Here is a 24,683-nt window from a genome sequence, read left to right on the forward strand (position 1 = left end):
TACCTGGCCTTCATGTGGGCCCACCCCGGCAAGCAACTCCTCTTCATGGGCCAGGAGTTCGCCCAGGGCGCCGAATGGTCCGAGGCCCACGGCCCCGACTGGTGGCTGCTCGACCCGGCCTACGGCGCCGAACCCGACCACCGCGGCGTCCGCGACCTGGTCCGCGACCTCAACACCGGCTACCGCGCCACCCCCGCCCTGTGGCAGCGCGACACCGACCCGGCCGGCTTCCAGTGGATCATCGGCGACACCCCGGAGGGCGCCGCCGACAACGTCCTCGCGTTCCTCCGGCTGGATGCGGAAGGGACGCCCCTGCTCGCGGTGTCCCACTTCTCCCCGGTGGTCCGCCACGGCTACCGGCTCGGCGTGCCCGACGGCGTCCCCGCCTGGCGGGAGATCCTCAACACGGACGCGGCCCGCTACGGCGGCAGCGGCGTCGGGCACCCGCGGCCGGTCGAACCGGAGCCGCAGGGCCGGCACGGGCGCCCCGCGAGCATCCGGCTGACCCTGCCCCCGCTGGCCACGGTGTGGCTGCGGCCTGCCTGACGCGCTCCGGTGCTCCCGTCCCGGCGCCCGGCCGGGACGGGTCGTTCAGTCGATCCCGGCGCGTTCCACCCCCGCCGTGATCCACCGCTGGAAGCAGAGGAAGACCAGCAGCAGCGGCAGGACCGAAACGGCCGCGGCGATGAACAGTTCGTGCAGCCGGACGGTCTGGGCGGTGGTGAAGGACGACAAGGCGACCTGCACGGTCCAGGCGCTCTGGTCCTGCCCGATCACCAGCGGCCACAGGAAGGAGTTCCACGCGCCGATGAAGACGATGGTCCCGACGGCGGCGAAGACCGGAGTCGCGTTGGGGACGACGATGCGCCAGTACGTACGCCAGTGGCCGAGCCCGTCGACGTGTGCCGCGTCCTCCAGGTCCCGCGGGAATCCCAGGAAGTACTGCCGGAAAATGAAGCAGGCGAACGCCGAGAAGAGCGTCGGGACGATCAGCCCCCGATAGGTCGAGATCCAGCCCAGCGAGGAGACCAGGACGAAGCTGGGCACGAACGTGACGGCGGCCGGGACCATCAGCGTGGCGAGAATGGCGTAGAAGACCTTGTTCGCGTGCCGGTAGGGAATGCGGGCAAGACCGTACCCGGCGAGCGAGCCGAGCAGCAGGGTGCCGAGGGTGGTGGTGACCGCGATCACGGCGGAGTTGAGCAGCGCGCGGGCGAAGGTCACGGAGGGATCGTCGAAGAGTTCCGTCACGTTCGACCACCGCAGGTGCGCGGGGAAGAAGGTCCACTCGGGCGAGGTGATGTCCCGCTCGCTCGAAAGGCCGTTGCGTAGAAGGAGGTAGAAGGGGATGAGGAAGAGGAGGGCCAGGGCGCACAGCAGCGCGAACCGCAGGGCCCGGCCGGCTCGTACCAGGGCGTCGTCCATGGTCAGTCCTCCCTCGTGCCGAGCCGGAACCAGCGGGACTGTCCGACGGTCACCACGGCGATGAGCAGCGTGAGGATCACCGCTCCCGCGCTGCCCACCCCGAGGTTCTGCCCCTGTCCGAGGGCGGTGTAGTAGAGGTACACCAGGGGCGGGCGGGCGTAGGGCGGGTAGCCGCGGGCGTTCGACAGGAGGTTGTAGAACTCGTCGAACGCCTGGAAGGAGTTGATGACCAGGAGCAGTCCCACCGCGACCGAGGTGGCGCGCAGTTGCGGCAGGGTGATGTGCCGCAGTACCTGCCGGCCGGGCCGTGCCCCGTCCACGGCAGCCGCCTCGTACAGCAGGGGGTCGATGCGCTGGAGGGCGGCCAGGAAAAGGATCATGTAGAAGCCGACCTGGAGCCACAGCCGTACCGTCACGATCACCAGCCAGTACCAGGGCGGGTCCGGGGTCGACAGCCAGGCGACCTGACCGGCGCCGAACCAGCCGAGCACGGTGTTGGCCAGCCCGAACCGCACCCCGTTGAACAGGGACATCTTCCAGATCAGCGCCGCGACGACATAGGAACAGGCGGTCGGCAGGAAGAACACCGAGCGGAAGAACGCCCGCGCCACGCGCACGCGGTTGACCATCAGGGCCAGCGCCAGGGACAGGACGAACGTCGTGGGCACGATGAAGGCGGTGAACACCAGGAAGGTGCGCAGGCTGCTGGTGAAGGCGTCGTCGGACAGTACCGCCGCATAGTTGTCGAGACCCACGAAACGGGTGGGTGTGACCGTGTTGTGGGCGTCGAAGAGGCTGAGGCCCACGCTCCACAGCAACGGCACGTACGTGAACAGCCCGAGCCCCAGCGCGAACGGTCCGACGAAGACCCAGAACCACAGGGTGTGGGAGCCGGCCAGGGAGCGGCGGGCGGGCCGGGCGGCGGGAATCGGGTCGGCCCGGGTCGCTCTCCGCGGTCCGCCGGCCCCTGGCGCGGCGGCCCCGTTCAGCTGAGCCGTCACGACTTCTTCTTCACGCGTGCGAGTTCGGCCGATACCTTCCGCACCAGCGCCCTCAGTTCGCGGTCCGGGTCGGCGCCGCCCTGGATGATACGGGTCAGCGCGTCCTGGTAAGCGGTGTTGGCGGTCGGGGTCCACAGCAGCGGCTGGGCGAAACCGTGCTCGGTGGTGAAGGCGACCGCGTCGGCCGCCGCTCCCGTCTTCAGCTTGGTGGCCTTCTTCGCGAGGGACATACGCGCCGGGATGTGGAATCCGTACGAGAGCGCGAAGTCCTCCTGATCGTCGAGCTGGTCCACCCACAGCCACCGCACGAATTCCTTCGCGGCCTCCTGGTGCCTGCTGCGGGCGCTGACCGCGCTGCCGTACGCGCCGACCGGGACGGCCGGACTGCCCGAGCCGTCCTTCGGGAACGGCAGAACCCCGAAGTCGTCGCCGAGTTCCTTCTGCACCTGGGGCAGGGCCCACAGCCCGGACCACTGCATGGCGGTCAGCCCCTGGAGGAACGCGGACGGGTCGGACCAGTCGGCGGGTGCGCCCAGGAGCAGCGACTTGTCGGCGTACAGCTGGTGGATCCTGGTCAGGACGCGGGCCGCGGCGGGGTCGTCGAAGCCGATCTCACCGTCCTCGGTGATCAGCTGGAGTCCGGCCGCGTACAGGGGAGTCCCGCCCAGGACGCCCGCGCCGCCGTCGTTGCCCAGGAAAAGCCCCTTGGTCTTCGGCGTGGTCAGCTTCCGGGCGGCGTCGACGAGCGCGTCCACCGTGGTCGGCGGCTCCACACCGGCGTCCTTCAGCAGGCTCTTGCGGTAGTAGAGCAGCTGCATGTCGATGGTCTGCGGGATGCCCCAGATCCGTCCGTCGTACGTCTTCGGCTTGAGGACGGCGGGGTTGAAGTCGTCCTTGACGCCGTCGAGCAGGTCGGTCAGGTCCACGACCTGACCGCCCTGGATCTGGTCGAGCGTGGGGCTGCCCTCGAAGACGTCCGGGCCGGAGTCGGTGAGCAGGGCGGCGGCGGTCTGCTGGTCGTAGTTACCGGGCCGCCACTGGACGGCGACCCGGGCCTTCTTGTACGCGGCGGCGTACCGCTCGACCGCCTGCTGGGTACCCGCCTCTCCGTACTGGTGATACCACTGCGACAGCTGGGTTCCCGAACCGCTCTGACTGCGCCCGGTGTTCGACCCGCAGGCTGTGAGCAGACCTACGCCCGCTCCCGCCGCCAGCAGGCCCCTGCGGCTGATACTCACGTTGTTTCCCTCACATTCCACGTCCGGGCACCGATGATTGTCCTTGACATTCGTGGCCGGAGTGTTGCTGCGGTATGTAGTCGACGGCGGGTGGAACTACCCACGTCCGGGCCGCTCATGCCAGGCTGTTCCACTCGTGCGGGAGTCCTGCCGGACACCCGGGGCGTACCGGACACCCGGGACGTACGGGAGTTCGAAGACCGTCAGGGGCCGGGCACGCAGAAGGGCCGTGGCGCCGCCCCCGGCGGGAGAGGCACCACGGCCGGTTTCCTTCACCAGCGGATATCAGACCGCCTGTCAGAAAAGCTCACTGCTCTGCGTGATCGGCCAGCCCGCGCGGCAGCGACCCCGAATACAGCACCCCCAGCCGCTGGGTGGCCCGGGTCAGGGCGACGTACAGGTCGCTGGTGCCGTACCGGGCCGGCTCCACCACCAGTACCGAGTCGAACTCCAGGCCCTTGGCCTGACGCGGGTCGAGCAGGACGACCGTCCGGGTCAGGTCGGGTTCGGCCGTGGCCGTGACCCCGTCGAGCCGGGCGGCGAGCGCCCGGTGCAGGTCGCGGGGGGCGATCACCGCGAGTCGGCCCTCGGTGGGGGTGAGTTCGGCGACCGCCTTCCCGACGGCGCCCGGCAGGTCGTCGGGCACCTGCCGCACCCATGGCCGTACCCCGGTCGAGCGGACCGAGCGGGGCGGTTCGAAGCCGGGGTGCTCGGCGCGGACCACGGCAGCGGCCAGGTCCATGATCTCGGCCGGGGTGCGGTAGTTGACGCCGAGGCGGGTGTGCGTCCAGCGGTCCTCGACGTACGGCGTGAGGATGCCGGACCAGGAGCCCACGCCCGCCGCCTCCGCCGTCTGGACCGGGTCGCCGACCAGGGTCATCGAGCGGGTCGGGCTGCGCCGCATCAGCAGCCGCCAGGCCATCGGCGACAGTTCCTGCGCCTCGTCGACGATGATGTGCCCGAACGCCCAGGTCCGGTCGGCCGCGGCCCGCTCCGCGGCGCTGCGGTGGTCGGCCTCCTCCTGCCGTTCGGCGAACCGCTCGGCGTCGATGATGTCGTGCGCGGACAGCACCTCGGAGCCCTCCGGATCGCCGTCCTCCTTGTCGTCGAACTCGAAGGTGCGGGAGGCGTAGGAGACGTCGAGGACACCCTGCGCGTAGGCGACCTGTTCCTCCCGCTCCTGCTCGGCCCGCGCCCGCAGCTCGCGGTCGTCCTCGCCGAGCAGTTCGGCCACCTCGTCGAGGAGCGGTACGTCCGCCACGGTCCACGCCCGGGTCACCGGACGGCGGATCGCGGCGGCGTCCTCCTCGCCCAGGTACCCCTCGGGACGGGCGAGGAAGTCCGCGAGCAGCCGCCGCGGGGTCAGCCGCGGCCACAACTGGTCGATGGCCGCCCAGACCTCGGGGTTCTCGTCGAGTTCGTCACGGATCTGGGTGATGTCGACGGCGTCGAGCAGGTTCGTGCCGTCGAACGGGTCCGTGCCGACGCGTTCGGCGACCATGTCGGTGAGCGTGTTGAGGATGTGGCCCTCGAAGTGCTCGCGGGCCACGTTGTGCGGCAGCCCGGCGGCCCGGGTGCGTTCGCGGGCGACGTTCACCAGGCCGTCGTCGAGTATCAGGATCTCGCGGTCGTGCTCGATCGCGATCACCGGGTCGGGCAGCGCCTGCCGGTCGCGCACCACGGCGGCAAGGACGTCGGCCATGTCGGCCCGGCCCTTCACCGCGGCGGCCCGAGGGGTGTCCTGGGCGGTCGCCCGCACCCCGGGGAACAGCTCGCCGACCGTGGCGAGCAGCACCCCGGTCTCACCCAGGGAGGGCAGCACCTCGCCGATGTAGCCGAGGAAGGCCGGGTTCGGGCCGACGATCAGGACCGCCCGCCGGGCCAGCAGTTCCCGGTACTCGTACAGCAGATAGGCCGCCCGGTGCAGCGCGACCGCGGTCTTGCCGGTGCCGGGGCCGCCCTCGACCACCAGCACCCCGCGGTGGGGCGCCCGGATGATCTCGTCCTGCTCGGCCTGGATGGTCTGCACGATGTCGCTCATCCGGCCGGTGCGCGCGGAGTTGAGCGCGGCCAGCAGTACGGCGTCCCCGGTCGGGTCCTCGTGGCCGGTGCGGGTGGCGTCGCCGAGGTCGAGGATCTCGTCGTGCAGGGAGGTGACCCGGCGGCCGTCGGTGGTGATGTGCCGACGCCGCCGGAGGCCCATCGGGGTGTGGCCGGTGGCCAGGTAGAAGGGGCGGGCGACATCGGCGCGCCAGTCGATGAGGAGCGGCGTGCGCTCGGCGTCGTCGGTGCGCAGCCCGATCCGGCCGATGTGGTGGCTGGTGCCCGAGGTCAGGTCGATACGGCCGAAGCAGAGCGAGCCGTCCACGGCGTTCAGCGCGGCGAGCAGCCCGGACCGCTCGGCGACCAGGATGTCCCGCTCCAGGCGGGCCTGCATGGGCTTGTCGCCCTGCGCGAGGGCGTCCGAGACGGAGGTCTCGGTGTCGCCGCGCAGCGCGTCCACGCGCGCGTACAGGCCGTCCATGAATTCCTGCTCACGACGCAATTCATCGTCGGGAAATTCGCTGTTTGACAATTCCGCTCCCGCCCGGATATACTGTGCTCACTGAACTTCTCCGCGACCTTTTCCAGTCAAGTCGCGAACCACTCAATATACCCAAAGAAATCCCCCGAGCGCAATTGCTCGGGGGATTTCTTTCGGCTGGCCGCGCGGGTCTACAGCACGTCGGACAGCTCCTCACGGAGCCTGCGCCCAGAGCGCGCCCCGACCATCGACCGCACCGGCTCGCCCGCCCGGAACACCAGGAACGTCGGCATCGCCTGCACCTGGTGGGCGAGGGTGGTCGCCGGATTGGCGTCCACATTCAGCTGCACTACCTTCAGCCGACCGCTCGTCTCGGCGGCGAGCGCGGCGAGCACCGGCGCCATCTGCCGGCACGGCGGACACCAGTCGGCGGTGAACTCCACCAGGACCGGCAGTTCGGATTCGAGCACCTCCGCCGTGAAATCCGCGTCCGTCACCTCGGCCACGCCGGCCGCCTCGGTCATCGTCCCCATCGTCCGTGCACTCCCAGTTCGCACTCGGGTTCCGGACCCCCCGGAACCTGCGCCTCGGCGGCCAGCGCGTCCCTGGACCGCTCCGCCCGCAGCAGCTGCCCGGCGACCTGCTCCCGCACCACCCGCAGCCGGCCGATGAGCGCGTCCACCTCGTCCAGCTTGCGCCGGTAGACGGCGAGCGAGGCGGGGCACGAGTCGCCCGCCGGGTGCCCGGCCCGCAGACACTCCACGAACGGCCGGGTCTCCTCCAGATCGAACCCGACGTCCTGCAACGTCCGGATCTGCCGGAGCAGCCGGAGGTCCCGCTCGTCGTAGGTGCGGTGCCCGTTGCCGTCGCGGCGCGCGGGCAGCAGCCCCCGTGCCTCGTAGTACCGCAGCGTCCGCGTGGTGGTGTCGGCCCGTGCGGCCAGCTCGCCGATGCGCATGTCCTCGACGGTAGGTCTTGACGTCGGGGTCAGGGCAACGGGCCGGCCATCCGGATCCTGGCGGGCGGCCGGCGGGACGGGAGAACAGGAGGACCGGCGGCGACAGAGGGGGGGGTGGGACCCGGCGGCGGGAGACAGCAGGACCGGGCGGCCGGAACGGGGGAGGTCCGGCCGCCCGGAGGCGGTGGCCGGACGCCCGGCCCGGGTTCAGGCCGCGCCGGACGTCCGGAGCGCAGGGCATGGGCGGGGGGCCGGTGCGGTAGCGGGCCGGGCCGCAGGCGGTGTGCGGAGACCGGGCGCGGCCCTGTACGGAAGGCCGGGTGCGGGGCCCGTACGGAGGACCGGGCGCGGCCCCCGTGCGGAAGCCCGGCGCCCGGCCCGCCGCGGCTGTCACGCCTTCGCCAGTTCCTTCTCGCTCCCGCCGCCGCCCGGCTGTTCCGGGAGTCCGGCGGACGCCGCCCGGTCGGCCTCGTCCAGCAGGGTCTTCTCGTCGAACGGCAGCTCACCGGCGAGCACCCGGCGGACGCGGTCCTGGTCGATCTCCTTGGTCCAGGTGCCGATCAGGACCGTGGCGATGGCGTTGCCCGCGAAGTTGGTCAGGGCGCGGGCCTCGCTCATGAACCGGTCGATGCCGACGATCAGGCCGACGCCGTCGACCAGCGCGGGCTTGTGCGACTGGAGACCGCCGGCCAGCGTGGCGAGACCGGCGCCGCTGACGCCCGCGGCGCCCTTGGAGGCGAGCAGCAGGAACAGCAGCAGCGGGATCTGCTCGCCGACCGACATCGGGGTGCCCAGGGCGTCCGCGATGTACAGCGAGGCCATCGTCATGTAGATCATCGTGCCGTCGAGGTTGAAGGAGTAGCCGGTCGGGACGGTGATGCCGACCACCGGCTTGCTGACGCCCAGGTGCTCCATCTTCGCGATGAGCCGCGGCAGCGCGGACTCGGAGGAGGAGGTGGAAAGGATCAGCAGGAACTCCCGGGCCAGGTACTTCAGCAGCATGAAGACGTTCAGCCCGGTCGCGATCCGCAGCAGCGCGCCGAGCACGACGAAGACGAACAGGATACAGGTGACGTAGAAGCCGAGCATCAGCACCGCGAGACTCTTCAGCGCCTCCACGCCGGACGAGCCGACCACCGCGGCGATGGCACCGAAGGCACCGATGGGCGCCGCCCACATCACCATGGCGAGGATGCGGAAGACGAGCCGCTGGATGTGCTCGATGCCGCGCAGCACCGGCTGGCCGAGCGGGCCCATCGCCTGCAACGCGAACCCGGTGAGCAGCGCGATCAGCAGCGTCTGGAGCACCTGGCCCTCGGTGAAGGCGGAGACGAACGTGGTCGGGATGATCGACAGCACGAAGTCCACCGGCGGCAGCGCGTCGCTGGACACCTGGTCGTGCCCGGTCGCCTTGATCGCTTCGGTCAGGTGCAGCCCGTCGCCCGGGTGCAGCACGTTGCCGACGACGAGCCCGATGGCGAGCGCGACCAGCGACATCACGAGGAAGTAGCCGATCGCGAAACCGCCGACCGCGCCGACCTTGGCGGCCTTGCGGACCGAGCCGATGCCCAGCACGATCGTGCAGAAGATGACCGGCGAGATCATCATCTTGATCAGGTTCACGAAGCCCGTGCCGAGCGGCTTCAGCTCGACCCCGAAGTCGGGCCAGATGAGCCCCACGGCGATGCCGAGCGCCACCGCGACGATCACGGCGATGTACAGATAATGGGTGCGGTCCCGCTTCACGGCGGGTGCGGCAGGTGCCGTTTCGGGTGCGCTGGCGGCCACGGCTGCCCTCCTTGACGTCTTCGTCGGCATCACCGGCGTGCGGCTCACGTCCGGGGGATACGGGGAATGCCGTGACTATCTCCCGGTCTGTGAGGCCGGTCACCCTTGCGTTCATTTAGTTCGCGCCCGGCCGGAGAGGCACACTGACGCCATGCGTGTCCCCGCTCTGCCCCGCCCCCGCAGCCTGGCCGGCCAGCTGTTCGCCATGCAGGCCGTGCTGATCGCGGTCGTGGTCGCCGGGTACGCGCTGTTCACCTACCTCAGCGACCGGGGCCAGGCCGAGGACGCGGCGGGCCGGCAGGCCACGGCGGTGGCCCGCTCGGTGGCGGACGCGCCGTCGGTGCGGGAGGCGATCCGCACGCCGGATCCCACGGCCCGGCTCCAGCCGTACGCGCTCCAGGTCCAGCGGGACACCGGGGTCGACTTCGTGACGATCATGAGTCCGGAAGGCATCCGCTGGACCCACCCGGACACCTCGGAGATCGGCAGGAAGTTCCTCGGGCACATCGGCCCCGCCCTGGAGGGGCGTTCCTTCACCGAGACGTACACCGGCACGCTCGGCCCGTCCGTGCGGGCCGTCACGCCCGTCCGGGACGGCAGCCGGGTCGTCGGCCTGGTGAGCGCCGGCATCCGGGTCGAGGCGATCAGCCAGCGGGTGCGGGACCAGCTCACGGCCATGGCCGGCGTGGCGGGCTGCGCCCTGGTGCTCGGCGGGGTGGGCACCTACGTGATCAACGCCCGGTTGCGCCGGCACACCCACGGCATGAACGCGACCGAGCTGAGCCGTATGCACGACTACCACCAGGCGGCGTTGCACGCGGTGCGCGAGGGGCTGCTGATGCTGGACGGACAGTTCCGGGTGGCCCTCATCAACGACGGCGGGCGGGAGTTGCTGGGCGTCGGCCCCGAGGAGGGGGTGGTGGGCAGGTCGGTGGCCGGTCTCGGGCTGCCCGCACCGCTCACCGGGGCGCTGCTCGCCTCGGAGCCGCGCGTCGACGAGGTGCATCTGACGGCGGACCGGGTGCTGGTCGTGAACACCTCGCCGGTGTCCTCGGGCGAGCGCCGCGGCACCGTCGTCACCCTCCGGGACGTCACCGAACTCCAGTCGCTCATGGGTGAGCTGGACTCCGAGCGGGGCTTCACCCAGGCGCTGCGCTCGCAGGCGCACGAGGCGGCGAACCGGCTGCACACGGTGGTCTCCCTGATCGAGCTGGGCCGCGCCGACGAGGCGGTGGAGTTCGCGACCGCCGAGCTGGAACTGGCCCAGGCGCTCACCGACCAGGTGGTGGCCGCGGTCGGCGAGCCGGTGCTTGCGGCCCTGCTGCTGGGCAAGACGGCGCAGGCCAACGAGCGGGGTGTGGAGCTGGTGGTGGCGCCGGAGAGCCGGCTGGACGACGGCCTGCTCCCGGCCCGGCTGCCGGCCCGCGACCTGGTGACGATCCTCGGCAATCTGATCGACAACGCGGTGGACGCGGCCCAGGGCAGCGTGGGGGCCCGGGTGACGGTCACGGCGTACACGGAGCGCGCGCGGGCGGGGGGCGGTGCCGAACTGGTGCTGCGGGTCTCGGACTCGGGCAGCGGGGTGGATCCCGACCACGCCGAGCTGGTATTCCAGCGGGGATTCAGTACCAAGCCGGCCGGGCCGCAGGGCCGCGGACTCGGGCTGGCCCTGGTGCGACAGGCGGTCACCCGGCAGGAGGGCACGTTGACGGTGACGGAGAGCGCCGAGGACGGTGAGGGCGGTGCGGTGTTCGAGGTCCGGCTGCCGCTCGGTACGGCGACGACGACGGCGACGACGGCGACGGGCGGGAACCCGCCGAGCACCCCGGAGAGAGGGCACGCATGACGGCGCACCAGCCCATCCGGGTCCTCGTCGTGGAGGACGACCCGGTCGCCGCGGACGCGCATGTGCTGTACGTGGGCCGGGTGCCGGGGTTCACCGCCGTGGGCAAGGCGCACACCGGAGCGGAGGCCCGGCGGGTGCTGGAGCGCACCCCGGTGGATCTGCTGCTGCTCGATCTGCACCTGCCGGACGTGCACGGCCTCCAGTTCGCCCGTTCGCTGCGCGCGGCCGGACACCACGCCGACGTGATAGCGGTGACCTCGGCCCGGGACCTGACCGTGGTGCGCGAGGGGGTGTCGCTGGGGGTCGTGCAGTACGTGCTGAAGCCGTTCACCTTCGCGACCCTGCGCGACCGGCTGCTGCGCTACGCCGAGTTCCACGCCGCCGCGGGCGAGGCCAGCGGGCAGGAGGAGGTGGACCGGGCGCTGGCGGTGCTGCGGGCGCCGGGCCCGGCCGCGCTGCCGAAGGGGCTGAGCGCGCCCACCCTCCAGCGGGTGACGGCGGCCCTGCGGGAGCACCCCGACGGTCTGACCGCGACCGGCGTCGCCGAGGCGGTCGGCATCTCCCGCATCACCGCCCGCCGCTACCTGGAGCACCTGGTCGACACCGGCCGGGCCGCCCGCAGCCCGCAGTACGGCACGGTGGGCCGGCCGGAGTTGCAGTACCGGTGGGTCACGGGGCAGTGAGGCGTGCCGCCCGGCGGGCGAGGGCGGCGTGCCCGGTGGAGCCCGCCCGCTCGTAGTCCTCGGCGGCGCGCAGCCAGTGCGCCCGCGCCCGCACCGCGTCGCCCGCGGTCTCGTGGACGAGGGCGAGGGCGTAGCGGGTCTGGCCCGCCTCGTGCCAGTCCTGGAACCTCTCGCAGATCTCCAGGCCGCTCAGGCAGGCGGCGACGGCCTCCTCGGTCCTGCCCGCCGCGTTGAGCGCGACGGCGTAGTTGTGCCAGGCCCGGCCCTCACGCGGGCAGTCGCCCATCTCCTGGTACAGGTCCAGCGCGCGGCGGAGCGCGTCGAGGGCCTCCGGTATCCGGGCGGCCTTGCGGAGCGCAAGTGCCAGGTTGTTCCAGGCACCTGCCTCGCCGTACCGGTCGCCCGCCTGCCGCAACAGCGCGAGCGCGCGCTGGAAGGCGTCGATGGCCTCGTCCGGCCGGCCGGTGGCTTCCAGTACGGCGGCCAGGTTGGAGACGGCCATGCCCTCGCCGCCCGCGTGCCGCAGGTCGTGGTACAGGGCGACGGCCCGCCGGGCCGCCTCGAACGCCTCCCGCAGCCGGCCGCTCCCCCGCAGCATGACGCCCAGCTGGTTCCAGGCGTCCGCCTCCCGACGCCGGTCCCCCGCGCGGTGCGCGGCTGCCCGGACGGCCCTGAACACCGTTGCTCCGTCGTCGAAGTACCGTCTGAACTGGAGGTACGTGCTGAGCGCGGCGGCCAGCTCCGCGGCTTCGGGGGCGAGGTGCGGTGCGGCGGCCCACCCGGTCGCGGCCACCAGGCCGGTGCGTTCCTCGTCCAGCCAGGCGAGTGCCTCGTCGCGGTCCCGGAAGGGCGCGGTCGCCGGTTTCCCGGCCCCGTACCGCACGTGCGAGTCCGCCGCCCTTGCCCGCCGGAGGTAGAAGGCCAGCACCCTCGCCCGGCTGTCGGCACGCTCTCGGGCGGTGGCCTCCCCCGACGCGTACTCCCGGACGAGGTCGTGCAGTCGCAGGCGGCCGCGCCGACTGCCCCTTTCCACCAGGTGGGCGCGTGCCAGGGCGGACAGCAGGCCCGGTGTGCCGGAACCGGTACCGAGAGCAGCGGTGACCGCGTCATGGTCCGAGTCCTTGCCCGGCATGAGGGCGAGCAGCCGCAGCAGCCGCGCCTGGGCCGCGGGCAACCGCCGGTAGGAGAGGTCGAACGCGGCCCGCACGCTGCGCTCCCCGTCGTCCAGCAGGTCGATCCGGCTGCGGCAGCCGGCCAGTTCGGCGGCGAGTTCGTGGACGGGGCGCCCCGGGTTCCCGGACAGCAGGGCCGCGGCGATCTGGAGGGCGAGCGGCAGGTGGCCGCAGAGGTCCGCGAGCCGGGCGGCCGACGCGGGGTCCTCGGCGATGCGGGCGTCGTCGGGGTCGGCCGTGTGCAGGGCGCGTTCGAGGAGGTCGTGGGAGGCGCGCGGCGACAGCTCGGCCACGGCGAGGAGGCGGGCGCCGAGGGCGGGGAGCCGGTGCCGGGAGGTGGTGAGCACGCGGTGTCCCGGGCCGCCCGGCAGGAGGGGCCGGACCTGCTCGGCGGTGGAGGCGTTGTCGGCGAACAGCAGGAGCGGCCCGCGGTCCCGGGCGAGGCCGGCGAGCAGGCTGCGGAACAGCGCGCCCCGCTCCTCGACCCGCCCCGGAAGGTGCGCGGGCGGCACCCCGAGCGCCCGCAGCAGGGACGGCAGGGCCAGGTCCGCCGTGGTCGGCGTGTGGTCGTAGCCGTGCAGGTCGACGAAGAGGGTGCCCCCGGGAAACCAGCCCAGCCCGCACGCCCGGTGTGCCGCGCGCAGGGCCAGCGCGGTCTTGCCGATGCCGCCGAGACCGGACAGGACGGTGACGGGCCCGGGAGCCTGGTCGTCGGCCGCGGCCCGGGGCGAGGGGTCGAGGGCCGCCAGCAGGACACGCAGTTCGGGCTCACGGCCGGAGAAGCCGGGCGGGCAGGCGGGCAGGGAGTCGAGTGCGGTGGGGACGGCTCCGTGGTGGTGCAGCGTCTCCACCTTGCCGATGACCGGACCGTGGAAGTCCGAACGGCCGAGGTCGATGTGGTCCCCGTACTCACCGCGCATCGTGCCCCCGCTCCTCGTCGGCCGGCGGACCACACCGTACGCCGTGCGTCATCCGGATCCGAGGTATCCCGCGTAGGACAGGACCTGCACGCCGAGTCCGAGCACCGCCACGGCCTCCACGACCGACATCGCGAGCAGACCGCCGCCGGTGGCTCCGGCGGCCCAGTAGACCGTGAGCCCGGCGAGTGGTACGAGGCAGAAGGCGAGCAGGTCGATGACGCACTGGAGGGCCTTGCGGGTGCGGCGGCGGCCGTCGGCGCGGTGGGCCGACTCCCAGGCGAACGCCTCGTCGGTGTCCGCGAGCCGGGCGAGCCTGGGGCCGAGGTCCTCGCGGACGTAGGCGCCGATCGCGGAGATCTTCTGGTCGTTGACCAGGTAGGTCCAGCCGAGGACCACGCACACCGGGGGCAGGGCGAGCAGCATGGCGGGCTGTCCGGCCTGGGCCGCCGCGGCGACGACGGCGGCCACCACGGTGAGGGTGACGTACAGCAGGTTGTCGCGGAAGCCGATCCGGGTCTTCTGCTCGTCCTTGACGGTCTGGTACTCGGTGAGCAGCAACTGGCCCACGGTGACATCTCGTTCCGGCACCCGCACCCCTTCCCCCGGCAGTACCTTGGCAGTGTGCCGCAGACACCGCCCACCGCTCTCGTCCTGACCGCGCTCGCGCTGGAGTACACGGCGGTGCGCGCCCATGTGGCCGGGCGCCGGGAACGGGTCCATGCCAACGGTACCCGGGTCGAGGTGGGGCAGCTGCCCGGAAGTTCCTGGCAGGTGGCCGTCGCCGAGCTGGGCGAGGGCGCCAGGACCGCCGCCGCGCTCACCGCCCCGCTCATCGACTGGCTGCGCCCGCGGGCCGTCCTCTTCGTCGGCGTCGCGGGCACCCTGAAGGACGACATCGCCCTCGGTGACGTGGTGGTGGGCACCAAGGTGTACGCGGTCCACGGCGGCAAGCGGACACCCGAGGGCCTGCTGGTCCGGCCGGAGTCCTGGTTCGGCTCCAACGCGCTGGTGCAGGCGGCCCGTTCGGCGGTACGGGACCTGCCGGACGTCCGCGCGCACTTCAAGCCGATCGCCACCGGTGACGTGGTCCTCGCGGACGCCGCGTCCGATCTCACCCGGCGGCTGCGCGAGCACTACAACGACGCGGCGGCGATCGAGACGGAGGGGGCAGGGGCGGCCCACGCGGCCCATCTGAGCGGGCAGGTCGACGCGTTGGTGATCCGCGGCATCAGCGACCGCGCCGACGGGGACAAGCAGCGGGCCGACGCCGCGGGTTCCCAGGAGCGGGCGGCCGGGCAGGCGGCGGCCGTCGCGGTGGCGGTGCTGCGCAGGCACGCGCCGGACCACGACGCCGGTGGCACCGCCGACCCCTCGGATGACTTCGGGGGACCCTACGGCGGTGACCACATCGACTTCCGGGGCGGGACCTTCCACGGGCCCGTCATCGGCAAGACGGTCGGCCCCGGCCACCGGGACGAGCGACACCGCCGCTGACCGCGCGGCGCACGGCGCCGGGACGATCTCGGTGAGCAATCCACCGCACATGCATTGACCTGACTAGACCATTCCTCCTACCTTCACGGAACCACCAGGCCACAACGCCGTGCGCCCGTAGGAGGTCCTGCCCGTGCGCCCCACCGCTGCCCTCACCGCCCTCCTCTCCGCCGCCCTCGCCGCCACCGCGCTCACCGCGTGCGGCGGCGGATCCGGCAGCAGCCCGGACACCGTGAAGATCAGCTTCAAGCAGTCGACGGACAACTCCGTCAAGGTGATGGACACCTACCTCACCGACATCAAGAAGCAGTTCGAGAAGCAGTACCCGGGCAAGAAGGTCGAGTTCGTGCCGATCAAGGCCGCGGACTCGGAGTACTACACCAAGCTCCAGCAGATGCTCCGCTCCCCCAAGACCGCGCCCGACCTGGTCTACGAGGACACGTTCCTCATCAACTCCGACATCACCAGCGGGTACTTGAAACCCCTGGACCCCTACCTCGCCAAGTGGCCGGACTGGAACCAGTTCATCGAGACCGCCAAGTCCGCGGCCAAGGGCGAGGACGGCAAGACGTACGGCGTCTCGGACGGCACCGACACCCGGGGACTCTGGTACGACAAGCAGGTGTTCGCGAAGGCCGGGCTCCCGGCCGACTGGCAGCCGAAGACCTGGGACGACGTGCTGGACGCCGCCCGTGCCGTCAAGGCGAAGGTGCCGGGTGTCATCCCGCTCAACGTGTACACGGGCAAGCCCGTCGGCGAGGCCGCCACGATGCAGGGCTTCGAGATGCTGCTGTACGGCACCGGCGAGGGCACCACGGATCCGCTGTACGACTCCGCGTCCAAGAAGTGGATCACCGCGGGGCAGGGCTTCAAGGACGCGCTGTCGTTCGTCGAGACCGTCTACAAGGAGAAGCTCGGTCCGGACGTGCCCGACGCCCTCGACCCCAACATCATGACCCGGGTCCGCGGCGAACTCCTGCCCGAGGGCAAGCTCGGCATCGCCCTCGACGGCTCGTGGCTCCCGCAGGACTGGCTGCCGGGCAGCGGCCACGAGTGGCCCGACTGGTCGAAGCGGCTCGGGCTCGCCGCCATGCCCACGCAAGCCGGCCAGGCTCCCGGGAAGGTGAGCATGTCCGGCGGCTGGACCTGGGCGATCCCCGCCAAGGCGGGCAATCCCGACCTGGCCTTCGACTTCGTCAAGGTGATGCAGACGAAGGCGAACGCGCAGAAGTGGTACATCGCCAACTCCGGCATCGCCGTGCGCAAGGACGTGGCGGGCGACCCCGCGTACGCGTCGGCGCAGCCCGGCATCAAGTTCTTCACCGACCTCGTCCCCAGCACGCACTACCGGCCCGCCTATCCGGCGTACCCGAAGGTCTCCACCGCCATCCAGGAGGCGATGGAGAGCGTGACGACGGGGGACGCGTCGGTCGACGAGGCGGCGAGCGCGTACGACGACGCGCTGAAGGCCGCGACCGACAACCAGGTCACCGAGAAGTGACCGGCGGCAGGCGGCCATGACCACCGCACCGCACCCGGGCCGGGCACCCGCCGCACCCGGCCCCGCGCCCGCCGCACCCGCGGCACCGTCCCGTCCGCGTGGGCTGCTGCGCCCGCTCGGCCGGGCGCTGCCCGTGGCCCCCGCCCTGGTGGTCCTGCTGCTGTTCCTGGCGGGCCCCATCGGCTACTGCGTCTACATCGCCTTCACCGACCTCCAGCTGACCGGCCAGGCGCACGCGTCGTTCGTCGGGTTCGCCAACTTCCGCGAGGCGTTCAAGGACGAGCAGTTCCTGAACGCCGTATGGCTGACGCTGGTGTTCACCGTGCTGTCGTCGCTGGTCGGCCAGAACACCCTGGGTCTCGCGCTGGCCGCGCTGATGCGGCGGGCCTCGAAGCCGGTGCGCACCCTGACCGGGGGTGTGGTGGTCACGGCCTGGGTGCTGCCGGAGGTCGTGGCGGGCTTCCTGCTGTACGCGTTCTTCCGCCGCGAGGGCACCTTGAACGCCGTCCTGGACTGGCTGCACCTGCCGTCCCAGAACTGGCTGTTCACGCTGCCCATCCTGGCCGTGTCGTTCGCGAACGTGTGGCGGGGCACGGCCTTCTCGATGCTGGTCTACTCGGCGGCGCTCGGTGAGATCCCGAAGGAGATCACGGAGGCGGCGGAGGTGGACGGCGCGGGCGGCTGGCGCCGCATGTGGCACATCACGCTCCCGTTGATCCGCCGCTCCATCGGCACCAACCTGATGCTCAACACCCTCCAGACACTGTCGGTGTTCGGGCTGATCTGGGTGATGACGCGGGGCGGTCCGGGCGACCGGAGCCAGACCCTGCCCCTGTTCATGTACGAACAGGCTTTCCAGAACAGCATGATCGGCTACGGCACCGCGGTGGCCCTGCTGCTGCTCCTGGTCGGTTCCCTGTTCTCCGTGGTCTATCTGCGCCTGCTGCGGACGGAGGTCTGACGCCGTGCCCCGCCCCCTCGCCGCCCGCCGCACCCGTCACCGGCTGGCCGCCGACGCCGGCCTGCTGGTCGTGGCCGTCGCGTTCGCACTGCCGCTCCTGTGGGTGGTGCTGTCCTCCCTGGATCCGCACGCCGACCTCAGGGTGAAGGCCCCCGACGGGCTCACCCTGGACAACTTCGACGCCGTCCTGAACGCGGACGTCACCTTCACGCCGCTGCTCAACAGCCTGATCCTGTGCGGCGGCGCGACACTGCTGACGGTGGTGTGCGCGGCGCTGGCGGCCTATCCGCTGTCCCGGTTCCGCTCCCGCCTGAACCGTCCGTTCCTGCTGACGATCCTGTTCGCCACGAGCCTGCCCATCACCGCGATCATGGTCCCGGTCTACGCGCTGTTCGTCCAGGTGAACCTGATCGACACGATGCAGGGCACCATCCTGTTCTTCGCGGCCTCCCAGCTCCCGTTCGCCATCTGGCTGATGAAGAACTTCATGGACGGTGTGCCGAAGGAGCTGGAGGAGGCGGCGTGGACGGACGGCGCGTCCTCGCTCCAGTCGCTCGTGCGGATCGTGCTGCCGCTGATGGGGCCGGGGGTCGCCGTCGTCACCGTGTTCTCGTTCGTGGCGATGTGGGGCAACTTCTTCGTCCCGTTCATGCTGCTGCTCACCCCGGACCAGTTGCCCGCCTCGGTCAGCATCAACGAGTTCTTCGGCAACCGGGGCATGGTGGCGTACGGGCAGCTGGCCGCGTTCTCGGTGGTCTACTCGACGCCGGTGATCCTGCTGTACGTGCTGGTCGCGAGGCGGCTGGGGGGAGGGTTCGCGCTGGGCGGCGCGGTCAAGGGCTGAGCCCGCCGGGCGCCGGACCGGCCCGCCCCGCGAGGGACGGGCCGCGCCTTCCCCGCGAGGGACGGGCCGCGCCTTCCCCGCGAGGGACGGGCCGCGCCCGTCTAGAAGACCGACTCCGCCTCGTCCATCCGGTCCTTGGGCACCGTCTTCAGCTCGGTGACCGCCTCGGCGAGCGGCGCCATCACGATGTCGGTGCCGCGCAGCGCGGTCATCCGCCCGAACCGGCCCTGGTGCGCGGCCTCCACCGCGTGCCAGCCGAAGCGGGTGGCGAGCACCCGGTCGTACGCGGTCGGTGTGCCGCCGCGCTGGACGTGCCCGAGGATGACCGGCTTGGCCTCCTTGCCGAGCCGCCGCTCCAGCTCGTACGCCAGGGCGGTGCCGATGCCCTGGAAGCGCTCGTGGCCGTACTGGTCGATCGCGCCCTTGCCGTAGTCCATGGAGCCCTCGACGGGGTGCGCGCCCTCGGCGACGCAGATGACCGCGAACTTCTTCCCGCGGTCGAACCGCTCCTCGACCATCGCGACCAGGTCGCCCGGGTCGAACGGCCGCTCGGGCAGGCAGATGCCGTGGGCGCCGCCGGCCATGCCGGACTCCAGGGCGATCCAGCCCGCGTGCCGGCCCATGACCTCGACGACCATCACCCGCTGGTGGGACTCGGCGGTGGTCTTGAGGCGGTCCATCGCCTCGGTGGCGACGCCGACGGCGGTGTCGAAGCCGAAGGTGCGGTCGGTGGCGGAGATGTCGTTGTCGATCGTCTTCGGGACGCCCACGACCGGCAGGCCGGCGTCGGAGAGCATCCGGGCCGCCGTCAGCGTGCCCTCGCCGCCGATCGGGATCAGCGCGTCGATCCCGAACTCGCCGACCATGTCGGTGGCCCGCTCGCACGCCTCGCGCAGCCGGTCGCGCTCCAGCCGTGAGGAGCCGAGGATGGTGCCGCCGCGGGACAGGATGCCGCTGACCGCGTCCAGGTCGAGGGTGCGGTAGTGGCCGTCGAGCAGCCCGCGGTAACCGTCCTCGAAGCCGATCATCTCGTCGCCGTAGTGCGTGACCGCCCGGTGCACGACCGACCGGATCACGGCGTTCAGGCCGGGGCAGTCGCCGCCTGCGGTGAGAACTCCGATGCGCATCCTGCTGTGTCTCCTGCTCGCTGTTGACGCCGGTGAGCAAGTCCGATTGTTTCATGTTCCGCAAGAGGGCAGGGTGGTGCCCCTGACAAGGGCTTTATCCATGGGCGAGAGTATTGTCAAGAGGGTGCCGTCCACCCAGGTGGGCGGTTTTCTGTGCACCGGTTCCACCGGGAGAATCGATGGAACTGCACATTTCCGAAAATATCGGAAATTCACGAAATACAGGACGGAGGGCACGCGTGACCCGCAGTGTGTACGTGACCGGGATCGACCGCGGCGACGGCCGCCAGGTCGTCGAGCTGGGCGTCATGGAGCTCCTGACCCGGCAGGTCGACCGGGTGGGCGTGTTCCGTCCGCTGGTGCACCACAGGCCCGACCGCCTCTTCGAGTTGCTGCGGGCGCGCTACCGGCTCGCCCAGGACCCGGCGACCGTGTACGGCATGGACTACCACGACGCCTCCGTCCTCCAGGCCGAGCGCGGCACCGACGACCTGGTGTCCGCCCTCGTCGACCGCTTCCACCTGGTCGCCCGCGACTACGACGTCGTCCTGGTCCTCGGCACCGACTTCGCCGACACGCAGCTGCCCGACGAGCTGTCCCTCAACGCCCGGCTCGCCAACGAGTTCGGCGCCTCGGTGATCCCGGTGGTGGGCGGCCGGGGGCAGAGCGCCGAGTCCGTGCCGGCCGAGACCCGCAACGCCTTCCGGGCGTACGCCGGGCTGGGCTGCGACGTACAGGCGATGGTCGCCAACCGGGTGGCGGGCGAGGACCGCGACGAGATCGCCGAGCGGCTCACCGGCCGGCTGCCGGTGCCCTGCTTCGTACTGCCGGACGAGCCCGCCCTGGCGGCGCCGACCGTCGCGCAGATCGGCCGGGCCCTCGACGCCGAGGTGCTGCTCGGCGACGAGACGGGACTCTCCCGGGACGCGCTCGGCTTCGTCTTCGGCGGCGCCATGCTGCCCAACCTGCTGGCCGCCCTGACCCCGGGCGCCCTCGTGGTGACCCCGGGCGACCGGGCCGACCTGGTCGTCGGTTCCCTCGCCGCGCACAGCGCCGGCACCCCGCCGATAGCCGGCGTGCTGCTCACCCTGGACGAGCGTCCCCCGGAGGGGGTCCTCACCCTGGCCGCCCGTCTCGCCCCCGGCACCCCGGTGCTGTCCGTGGCCGGCAACAGCTTCCCCACCGCCGAGCGGCTGTTCTCCCTGGAGGGCAAGCTGAGCGCGGACACCCCGCGCAAGGCGGAGACCGCGCTCGGCCTGTTCGAGCGGTACGTCGACACCGGCGACCTGCTCGACCGGGTCTCCGCGCCGAGCAGCGGCCGGGTCACCCCGATGATGTTCGAGCACAAGCTCCTGGAACAGGCCCGCGCGGACCGGCGCCGGGTGGTCCTGCCGGAGGGCACCGAGGAGCGGGTGCTGCGCGCCGCCGAGGTGCTGCTGCGGCGCGACGTGTGCGACCTGACCCTGCTCGGGCCCGTCGACCGGATCCGCAAGCAGGCCGCCGACCTCGGCATCGACCTGGGCGAGGCACAGCTGATCGACCCGGCCGCGTCCGAGCTGCGCGAGGTGTTCGCCGAGCGGTACGCCCGGCTGCGCGCCCACAAGGGCGTCACCGCCGAGCTGGCCCACGACGTCGTCGCCGACGTGAACTACTTCGGCACCCTGATGGTCCAGGAGGGCCTGGCGGACGGCATGGTCTCCGGGTCCGCGCACTCCACGGCGGCCACCATCCGGCCCGCGTTCGAGATCATCAGGACCCGCCCGGATGCGTCGATCGTCTCGTCGGTCTTCTTCATGTGCCTCGCCGACAAGGTGCTGGTCTACGGCGACTGCGCGGTCAACCCGGATCCGGACGCCGAGCAGCTCGCCGACATCGCGGTCCAGTCGGCGGCCACCGCCCGGCAGTTCGGCGTCCAGCCGCGGATCGCGATGCTGTCGTACTCCACCGGTACGTCCGGTGCGGGCGCCGACGTCGACAAGGTCCGCGAGGCCACCGAGCTGGTCCGGACCCGGCGGCCCGACCTGAAGATCGAGGGGCCGATCCAGTACGACGCGGCGGTGGAGCCCGTCGTCGCCGCGGCCAAGCTGCCGGACTCCGAGGTGGCCGGGCAGGCCAGCGTGCTGATCTTCCCGGACCTCAACACCGGCAACAACACCTACAAGGCCGTGCAGCGCTCGGCCGGCGCGATCGCCGTCGGACCGGTGCTCCAGGGCCTGCGCAAGCCGGTCAACGACCTGTCCCGGGGCGCGCTCGTCCAGGACATCGTCAACACCGTCGCCATCACGGCGATCCAGGCCCAGCACCCCGCCCCGCCCCCGCACGAGAAGGCAGCCGCCCCGTGACCGCCCACCCCTCGCCCGCCGCCGCCCCGTCCGACGGACCGCGCCCGGCCCGCACCGCCTCCCGGGTCCTCGTCCTCAACTCCGGTTCGTCGTCGCTGAAGTACCAGTTGCTGGACATGGCCGACGGCGGCGGCAGGCTCGCCGCCGGCCTGGTGGAGCGCATCGGCGAGCGGACCTCCCGGTTGAAGCACACCTGCCTGGCCACCGGGGAGACCCGGCGGCACGACGGCCCGGTCGCGGACCACGACACCGCCCTCAAGGCCGTCGCCGGTGAGCTGTCCCGGGACGGCATGGGCCTGGACTCACCGGAGCTGGCCGCGATCGGGCACCGCGTGGTGCACGGCGGCATGTTCTTCACCGAACCCACCGTCATCGACGACGGTGTGGTCACCGAGATCGAGCGGCTGGTCCCGCTCGCGCCGCTGCACAACCCCGCGAACCTCACCGGCATCCGCACGGCCCGGTCACTGCGCCCGGACCTGCCGCAGGTCGCGGTCTTCGACACGGCGTTCCACACGACGATGCCGGAGTACGCGGCCCGCTACGCGATCGACACGAGGCTCGCGGACCGCTACCGGGTGCGGCGCTACGGCTTCCACGGCACCTCGCACGCGTACGTCTCCCGGGCCACCGCACGACTGCTGGGCAAGGCGCCGGAGGAGGTCAACGTCATCGTGCTGCACCTGGGCAACGGGGCGTCGGCCTCGGCGGTCCGCGGCGGGCGGTGCGTGGACACCTCGATGGGTCTGACGCCCCTGGAGGGGCTGGTGATGGGGACCCGCTCGGGCGACCTGGATCCGGCCGTCATCTTCCATTTGCGACGCGTTGGCGGAATGTCCATGGACGAGATCGACACTCTCCTCAACAAGAGGAGCGGTCTGTTCGGCCTGTGCGGCGACAACGACATGCGGGAGATCCAGCGGCGGATCGACGAGGGCGACGCCGGGGCGCGGCTCGCCTTCGACATTTACGTGCACCGGCTGAGGAAATACCTCGGCGCCTACTACGCGGTGCTCGGCACGGTGGACGCGGTCGCCTTCACCGCCGGGGTCGGCGAGAACGCGGCGCCGGTGCGGGCGGCGGCCGTCGAGGGCCTGGCGGGGCTGGGCCTGGCGGTCGACCCGGAGTCGAACGCCGCGCCGGGCGACGGGGCCAGGCTGATCTCACCCGCCGGTGCGCGGGTGGCGGTGGCCGTGGTACCGACGGACGAGGAATGGGAGATTGCCGCACAGACCTACGCTGTGGTGAGAAAGGGCGACTGAGAAATTCGGCCGGCACTCGCCTGAGCGCGAACCCGCCCATTTGTATCTTCCACCAGCCGGAATATTCCGTAGCGAAACAAACCGATAGGATCGCCCCATGCGCCGTTCGAAAATCGTCTGTACTCTCGGCCCCGCGGTCGACTCCCACGAGATGCTCGTCTCCATGATCGAGGCGGGCATGAACGTGGCCCGGTTCAACTTCAGCCACGGCTCGCACGCCGAGCACCAGGCGCGGTACGACCGCGTCCGTGCCGCGGCCAAGGAGACCAACCGTGCCGTCGGCGTCCTCGCCGACCTCCAGGGCCCCAAGATCCGGCTGGAGACCTTCGCCGAGGGTCCGGTGGAGCTGGAGCGCGGTGACGAGTTCACCATCACGACCGAGGACGTCCCCGGCGACAAGAGCATCTGCGGCACGACGTACAAGGGCCTGCCGGGTGACGTGTCGCGCGGCGACCAGGTCCTGATCAACGACGGCAACGTCGAGCTGAAGGTCCTGGACGTCGAGGGCCCCCGGGTGCGCACGATCGTCATCGAGGGCGGCGTGGTCTCCGACCACAAGGGCATCAACCTGCCCGGCGCGGCCGTGAACGTGCCCGCGCTCAGCAACAAGGACATCGAGGACCTGCGGTTCGCGCTGCGCATGGGCTGCGACATGGTCGCGCTGTCCTTCGTCCGGGACGCCCGGGACGTGGCCGACGTCCACAAGGTGATGGACGAGGAGGGGCGTCGCGTCCCGGTCATCGCCAAGGTGGAGAAGCCGCAGGCGGTCAAGAACATGGAGGACGTCGTGATGGCGTTCGACGCCGTGATGGTCGCCCGCGGCGACCTGGCCGTCGAATACCCGCTGGAAAAGGTCCCCATGGTGCAGAAGCGCCTGATCGAGCTGTGCCGGCGCAACGCCAAGCCGGTGATCGTCGCGACCCAGATGATGGAGTCGATGATCACCAACTCCCGCCCGACCCGCGCCGAGGCGTCCGACGTGGCCAACGCGATCCTGGACGGCGCCGACGCGGTGATGCTGTCCGCCGAGTCGAGCGTGGGCGCGTACCCGGTCGAGACCGTCCGGACGATGTCGAGGATCGTCGACGCCGCCGACGAGGAGTTGCTCTCCAAGGGCCTCCAGCCGCTGGTCCAGGGCAAGAAGCCGCGCACGCAGGGCGGTTCGGTCGCCCGCGCGGCCTGTGAGATCGCGGACTTCCTCGGCGGTAAGGGCCTGATCGCCTTCACCCAGTCCGGGGACACCGCCCGCCGCCTGTCCCGCTACCGCGCCGTCCAGCCGATCATCGCCTTCACCCCGGACGAGTCCACCCGCAACCAGCTGACGCTCAGCTGGGGTGTCGACTCCCACGTCGTCCCGATCGTGAACAGCACCGACGAGATGGTCGACCTGGTCGACCTGGAGGTCACCAAGCTGGGCCGGTTCGACACGGGTGACACGTTCGTCATCACCGCCGGCTCGCCCCCCGGGGTCCCCGGCACCACGAACATGGTCCGCGTCCACCACCTGGGCGGCGAGACCAAGTAGCGAGCCCCACAAGGGCTTGGTACGACAGCGAGGGCGTCCCCTGTGACAGGGGGCGCCCTCGCTGTTCGGTCC

Annotated in this window: 20 protein-coding genes; 10 read left to right on the forward strand and 10 right to left on the reverse strand. The window is 71.7% G+C overall.

Annotation, left to right across the window (positions count from 1 at the left end; all coding sequences use genetic code 11):
* Positions 1-546 (forward strand): alpha amylase C-terminal domain-containing protein (locus ACFC09_RS20585; protein ID WP_376530197.1); only part of this gene is annotated, 546 nt, incomplete at its 5' end.
* 45 nt (positions 547-591) lie between these two features.
* Here the strand turns inward: ACFC09_RS20585 and ACFC09_RS20590 are convergent.
* The 7 genes from ACFC09_RS20590 to ACFC09_RS20620 all read right to left on the reverse strand — a co-directional run bounded on the left by ACFC09_RS20590 (position 592) and on the right by ACFC09_RS20620 (position 8,964).
* Positions 592-1,425, reverse strand: coding sequence for a carbohydrate ABC transporter permease (locus ACFC09_RS20590; protein WP_376530199.1), 834 nt, complete (start codon positions 1,423-1,425; stop codon positions 592-594).
* 2 nt (positions 1,426-1,427) lie between these two features.
* Positions 1,428-2,354: a carbohydrate ABC transporter permease gene (locus ACFC09_RS20595; protein ID WP_376530537.1), complete on the reverse strand. Its 927-nt coding sequence runs from the start codon at positions 2,352-2,354 to the stop codon at positions 1,428-1,430.
* 68 nt (positions 2,355-2,422) lie between these two features.
* Entirely contained in the window at positions 2,423-3,664 is a 1,242-nt protein-coding gene (locus ACFC09_RS20600) for an ABC transporter substrate-binding protein (protein ID WP_376530202.1), read from the reverse strand.
* Between the two features lie 307 nt (positions 3,665-3,971).
* The gene (locus ACFC09_RS20605) at positions 3,972-6,188 is read right to left on the reverse strand and encodes a HelD family protein (RefSeq protein ID WP_376530540.1); all 2,217 of its coding nucleotides are present in this window, start codon (positions 6,186-6,188) and stop codon (positions 3,972-3,974) included.
* A gap of 191 nt (positions 6,189-6,379) precedes the next feature.
* Positions 6,380-6,712: a thioredoxin family protein gene (locus tag ACFC09_RS20610; RefSeq protein WP_376530204.1), complete on the reverse strand. Its 333-nt coding sequence runs from the start codon at positions 6,710-6,712 to the stop codon at positions 6,380-6,382.
* Positions 6,709-7,146: a MerR family transcriptional regulator gene (locus ACFC09_RS20615; RefSeq protein ID WP_376530207.1), complete on the reverse strand. Its 438-nt coding sequence runs from the start codon at positions 7,144-7,146 to the stop codon at positions 6,709-6,711. Before ACFC09_RS20615 ends, ACFC09_RS20610 begins: the two co-directional genes overlap by 4 nt.
* Positions 7,147-7,536: 390 nt before the next feature.
* On the reverse strand, positions 7,537-8,964 hold the full coding sequence (locus ACFC09_RS20620; RefSeq protein ID WP_376530542.1) for a cation:dicarboxylate symporter family transporter: 1,428 nt from the start codon (positions 8,962-8,964) through the stop codon (positions 7,537-7,539).
* 121 nt (positions 8,965-9,085) lie between these two features.
* Between ACFC09_RS20620 and ACFC09_RS20625 the strand changes: the two genes are divergently transcribed.
* Complete coding sequence (locus ACFC09_RS20625; protein WP_376530210.1) at positions 9,086-10,780, forward strand: ATP-binding protein; 1,695 nt, start codon at positions 9,086-9,088, stop codon at positions 10,778-10,780.
* Positions 10,777-11,463: a response regulator gene (locus tag ACFC09_RS20630; RefSeq protein ID WP_376530213.1), complete on the forward strand. Its 687-nt coding sequence runs from the start codon at positions 10,777-10,779 to the stop codon at positions 11,461-11,463. Before ACFC09_RS20625 ends, ACFC09_RS20630 begins: the two co-directional genes overlap by 4 nt.
* Here the strand turns inward: ACFC09_RS20630 and ACFC09_RS20635 are convergent.
* Positions 11,450-13,555, reverse strand: a complete 2,106-nt coding sequence (locus ACFC09_RS20635; RefSeq protein ID WP_376530215.1) for a tetratricopeptide repeat protein — start codon at positions 13,553-13,555, stop codon at positions 11,450-11,452. The genes ACFC09_RS20630 and ACFC09_RS20635 overlap by 14 nt on opposite strands.
* Positions 13,556-13,603: 48 nt before the next feature.
* Entirely contained in the window at positions 13,604-14,143 is a 540-nt protein-coding gene (locus ACFC09_RS20640; RefSeq protein ID WP_376530218.1) for a hypothetical protein, read from the reverse strand.
* A 33-nt stretch (positions 14,144-14,176) separates the two neighbouring features.
* On the opposite strand from ACFC09_RS20640, the gene ACFC09_RS20645 reads away from it, so the two are divergent.
* From ACFC09_RS20645 to ACFC09_RS20660, 4 genes are all read left to right on the forward strand, one after another.
* Complete coding sequence (locus ACFC09_RS20645) at positions 14,177-15,049, forward strand: 5'-methylthioadenosine/S-adenosylhomocysteine nucleosidase (RefSeq protein ID WP_376530221.1); 873 nt, start codon at positions 14,177-14,179, stop codon at positions 15,047-15,049.
* Positions 15,050-15,182: 133 nt separating this feature from the next.
* A complete protein-coding gene (locus tag ACFC09_RS20650; RefSeq protein ID WP_376530223.1) occupies positions 15,183-16,550 on the forward strand; it encodes an extracellular solute-binding protein in 1,368 nt (455 codons plus the stop codon).
* A 16-nt stretch (positions 16,551-16,566) separates the two neighbouring features.
* Positions 16,567-17,511: a carbohydrate ABC transporter permease gene (locus ACFC09_RS20655; protein ID WP_376530225.1), complete on the forward strand. Its 945-nt coding sequence runs from the start codon at positions 16,567-16,569 to the stop codon at positions 17,509-17,511.
* A gap of 4 nt (positions 17,512-17,515) precedes the next feature.
* On the forward strand, positions 17,516-18,355 hold the full coding sequence (locus tag ACFC09_RS20660; RefSeq protein ID WP_376530229.1) for a carbohydrate ABC transporter permease: 840 nt from the start codon (positions 17,516-17,518) through the stop codon (positions 18,353-18,355).
* Positions 18,356-18,456: 101 nt separating this feature from the next.
* Here ACFC09_RS20660 and ACFC09_RS20665 read toward each other — a convergent pair whose 3' ends face one another.
* Positions 18,457-19,482 (reverse strand): ATP-dependent 6-phosphofructokinase, encoded by a 1,026-nt coding sequence (locus ACFC09_RS20665; RefSeq protein ID WP_376530231.1) that lies wholly within the window; start codon positions 19,480-19,482, stop codon positions 18,457-18,459.
* 239 nt (positions 19,483-19,721) lie between these two features.
* Between ACFC09_RS20665 and pta the strand changes: the two genes are divergently transcribed.
* From pta to pyk, 3 genes are all read left to right on the forward strand, one after another.
* Entirely contained in the window at positions 19,722-21,824 is a 2,103-nt protein-coding gene (gene pta, locus ACFC09_RS20670; protein ID WP_376530235.1) for a phosphate acetyltransferase, read from the forward strand.
* Positions 21,821-23,086: an acetate kinase gene (locus ACFC09_RS20675; protein ID WP_376530238.1), complete on the forward strand. Its 1,266-nt coding sequence runs from the start codon at positions 21,821-21,823 to the stop codon at positions 23,084-23,086. The genes pta and ACFC09_RS20675 overlap by 4 nt, the downstream gene beginning before the upstream one ends.
* Positions 23,087-23,183: 97 nt before the next feature.
* Entirely contained in the window at positions 23,184-24,611 is a 1,428-nt protein-coding gene (pyk, locus tag ACFC09_RS20680; RefSeq protein ID WP_376530242.1) for a pyruvate kinase, read from the forward strand.
* Positions 24,612-24,683 lie beyond the last annotated feature (72 nt).

Origin of the sequence: Streptomyces sp. NPDC056161, assembly GCF_042268025.1 — a bacterium.
Taxonomy (GTDB): domain Bacteria; phylum Actinomycetota; class Actinomycetes; order Streptomycetales; family Streptomycetaceae; genus Streptomyces.

What these genes read in the sequence shown, in the direction of transcription:
- ACFC09_RS20590 (WP_376530199.1), bottom strand. Translation starts at nt 1,425, where the DNA reads ATGGACGACGCCCTGGTACGAGCCGGCCGGGCCCTGCGGTTCGCGCTG.
- ACFC09_RS20605 (WP_376530540.1), bottom strand. Translation starts at nt 6,188, where the DNA reads ATGGACGGCCTGTACGCGCGCGTGGACGCGCTGCGCGGCGACACCGAG.
- ACFC09_RS20610 (WP_376530204.1), bottom strand. Translation starts at nt 6,712, where the DNA reads ATGACCGAGGCGGCCGGCGTGGCCGAGGTGACGGACGCGGATTTCACG.
- ACFC09_RS20615 (WP_376530207.1), bottom strand. Translation starts at nt 7,146, where the DNA reads ATGCGCATCGGCGAGCTGGCCGCACGGGCCGACACCACCACGCGGACG.
- ACFC09_RS20620 (WP_376530542.1), bottom strand. Translation starts at nt 8,964, where the DNA reads ATGCCGACGAAGACGTCAAGGAGGGCAGCCGTGGCCGCCAGCGCACCC.
- ACFC09_RS20625 (WP_376530210.1), top strand. Translation starts at nt 9,086, where the DNA reads ATGCGTGTCCCCGCTCTGCCCCGCCCCCGCAGCCTGGCCGGCCAGCTG.
- ACFC09_RS20630 (WP_376530213.1), top strand. Translation starts at nt 10,777, where the DNA reads ATGACGGCGCACCAGCCCATCCGGGTCCTCGTCGTGGAGGACGACCCG.
- ACFC09_RS20635 (WP_376530215.1), bottom strand. Translation starts at nt 13,555, where the DNA reads ATGCGCGGTGAGTACGGGGACCACATCGACCTCGGCCGTTCGGACTTC.
- ACFC09_RS20655 (WP_376530225.1), top strand. Translation starts at nt 16,567, where the DNA reads ATGACCACCGCACCGCACCCGGGCCGGGCACCCGCCGCACCCGGCCCC.
- ACFC09_RS20665 (WP_376530231.1), bottom strand. Translation starts at nt 19,482, where the DNA reads ATGCGCATCGGAGTTCTCACCGCAGGCGGCGACTGCCCCGGCCTGAAC.
- pyk (WP_376530242.1), top strand. Translation starts at nt 23,184, where the DNA reads ATGCGCCGTTCGAAAATCGTCTGTACTCTCGGCCCCGCGGTCGACTCC.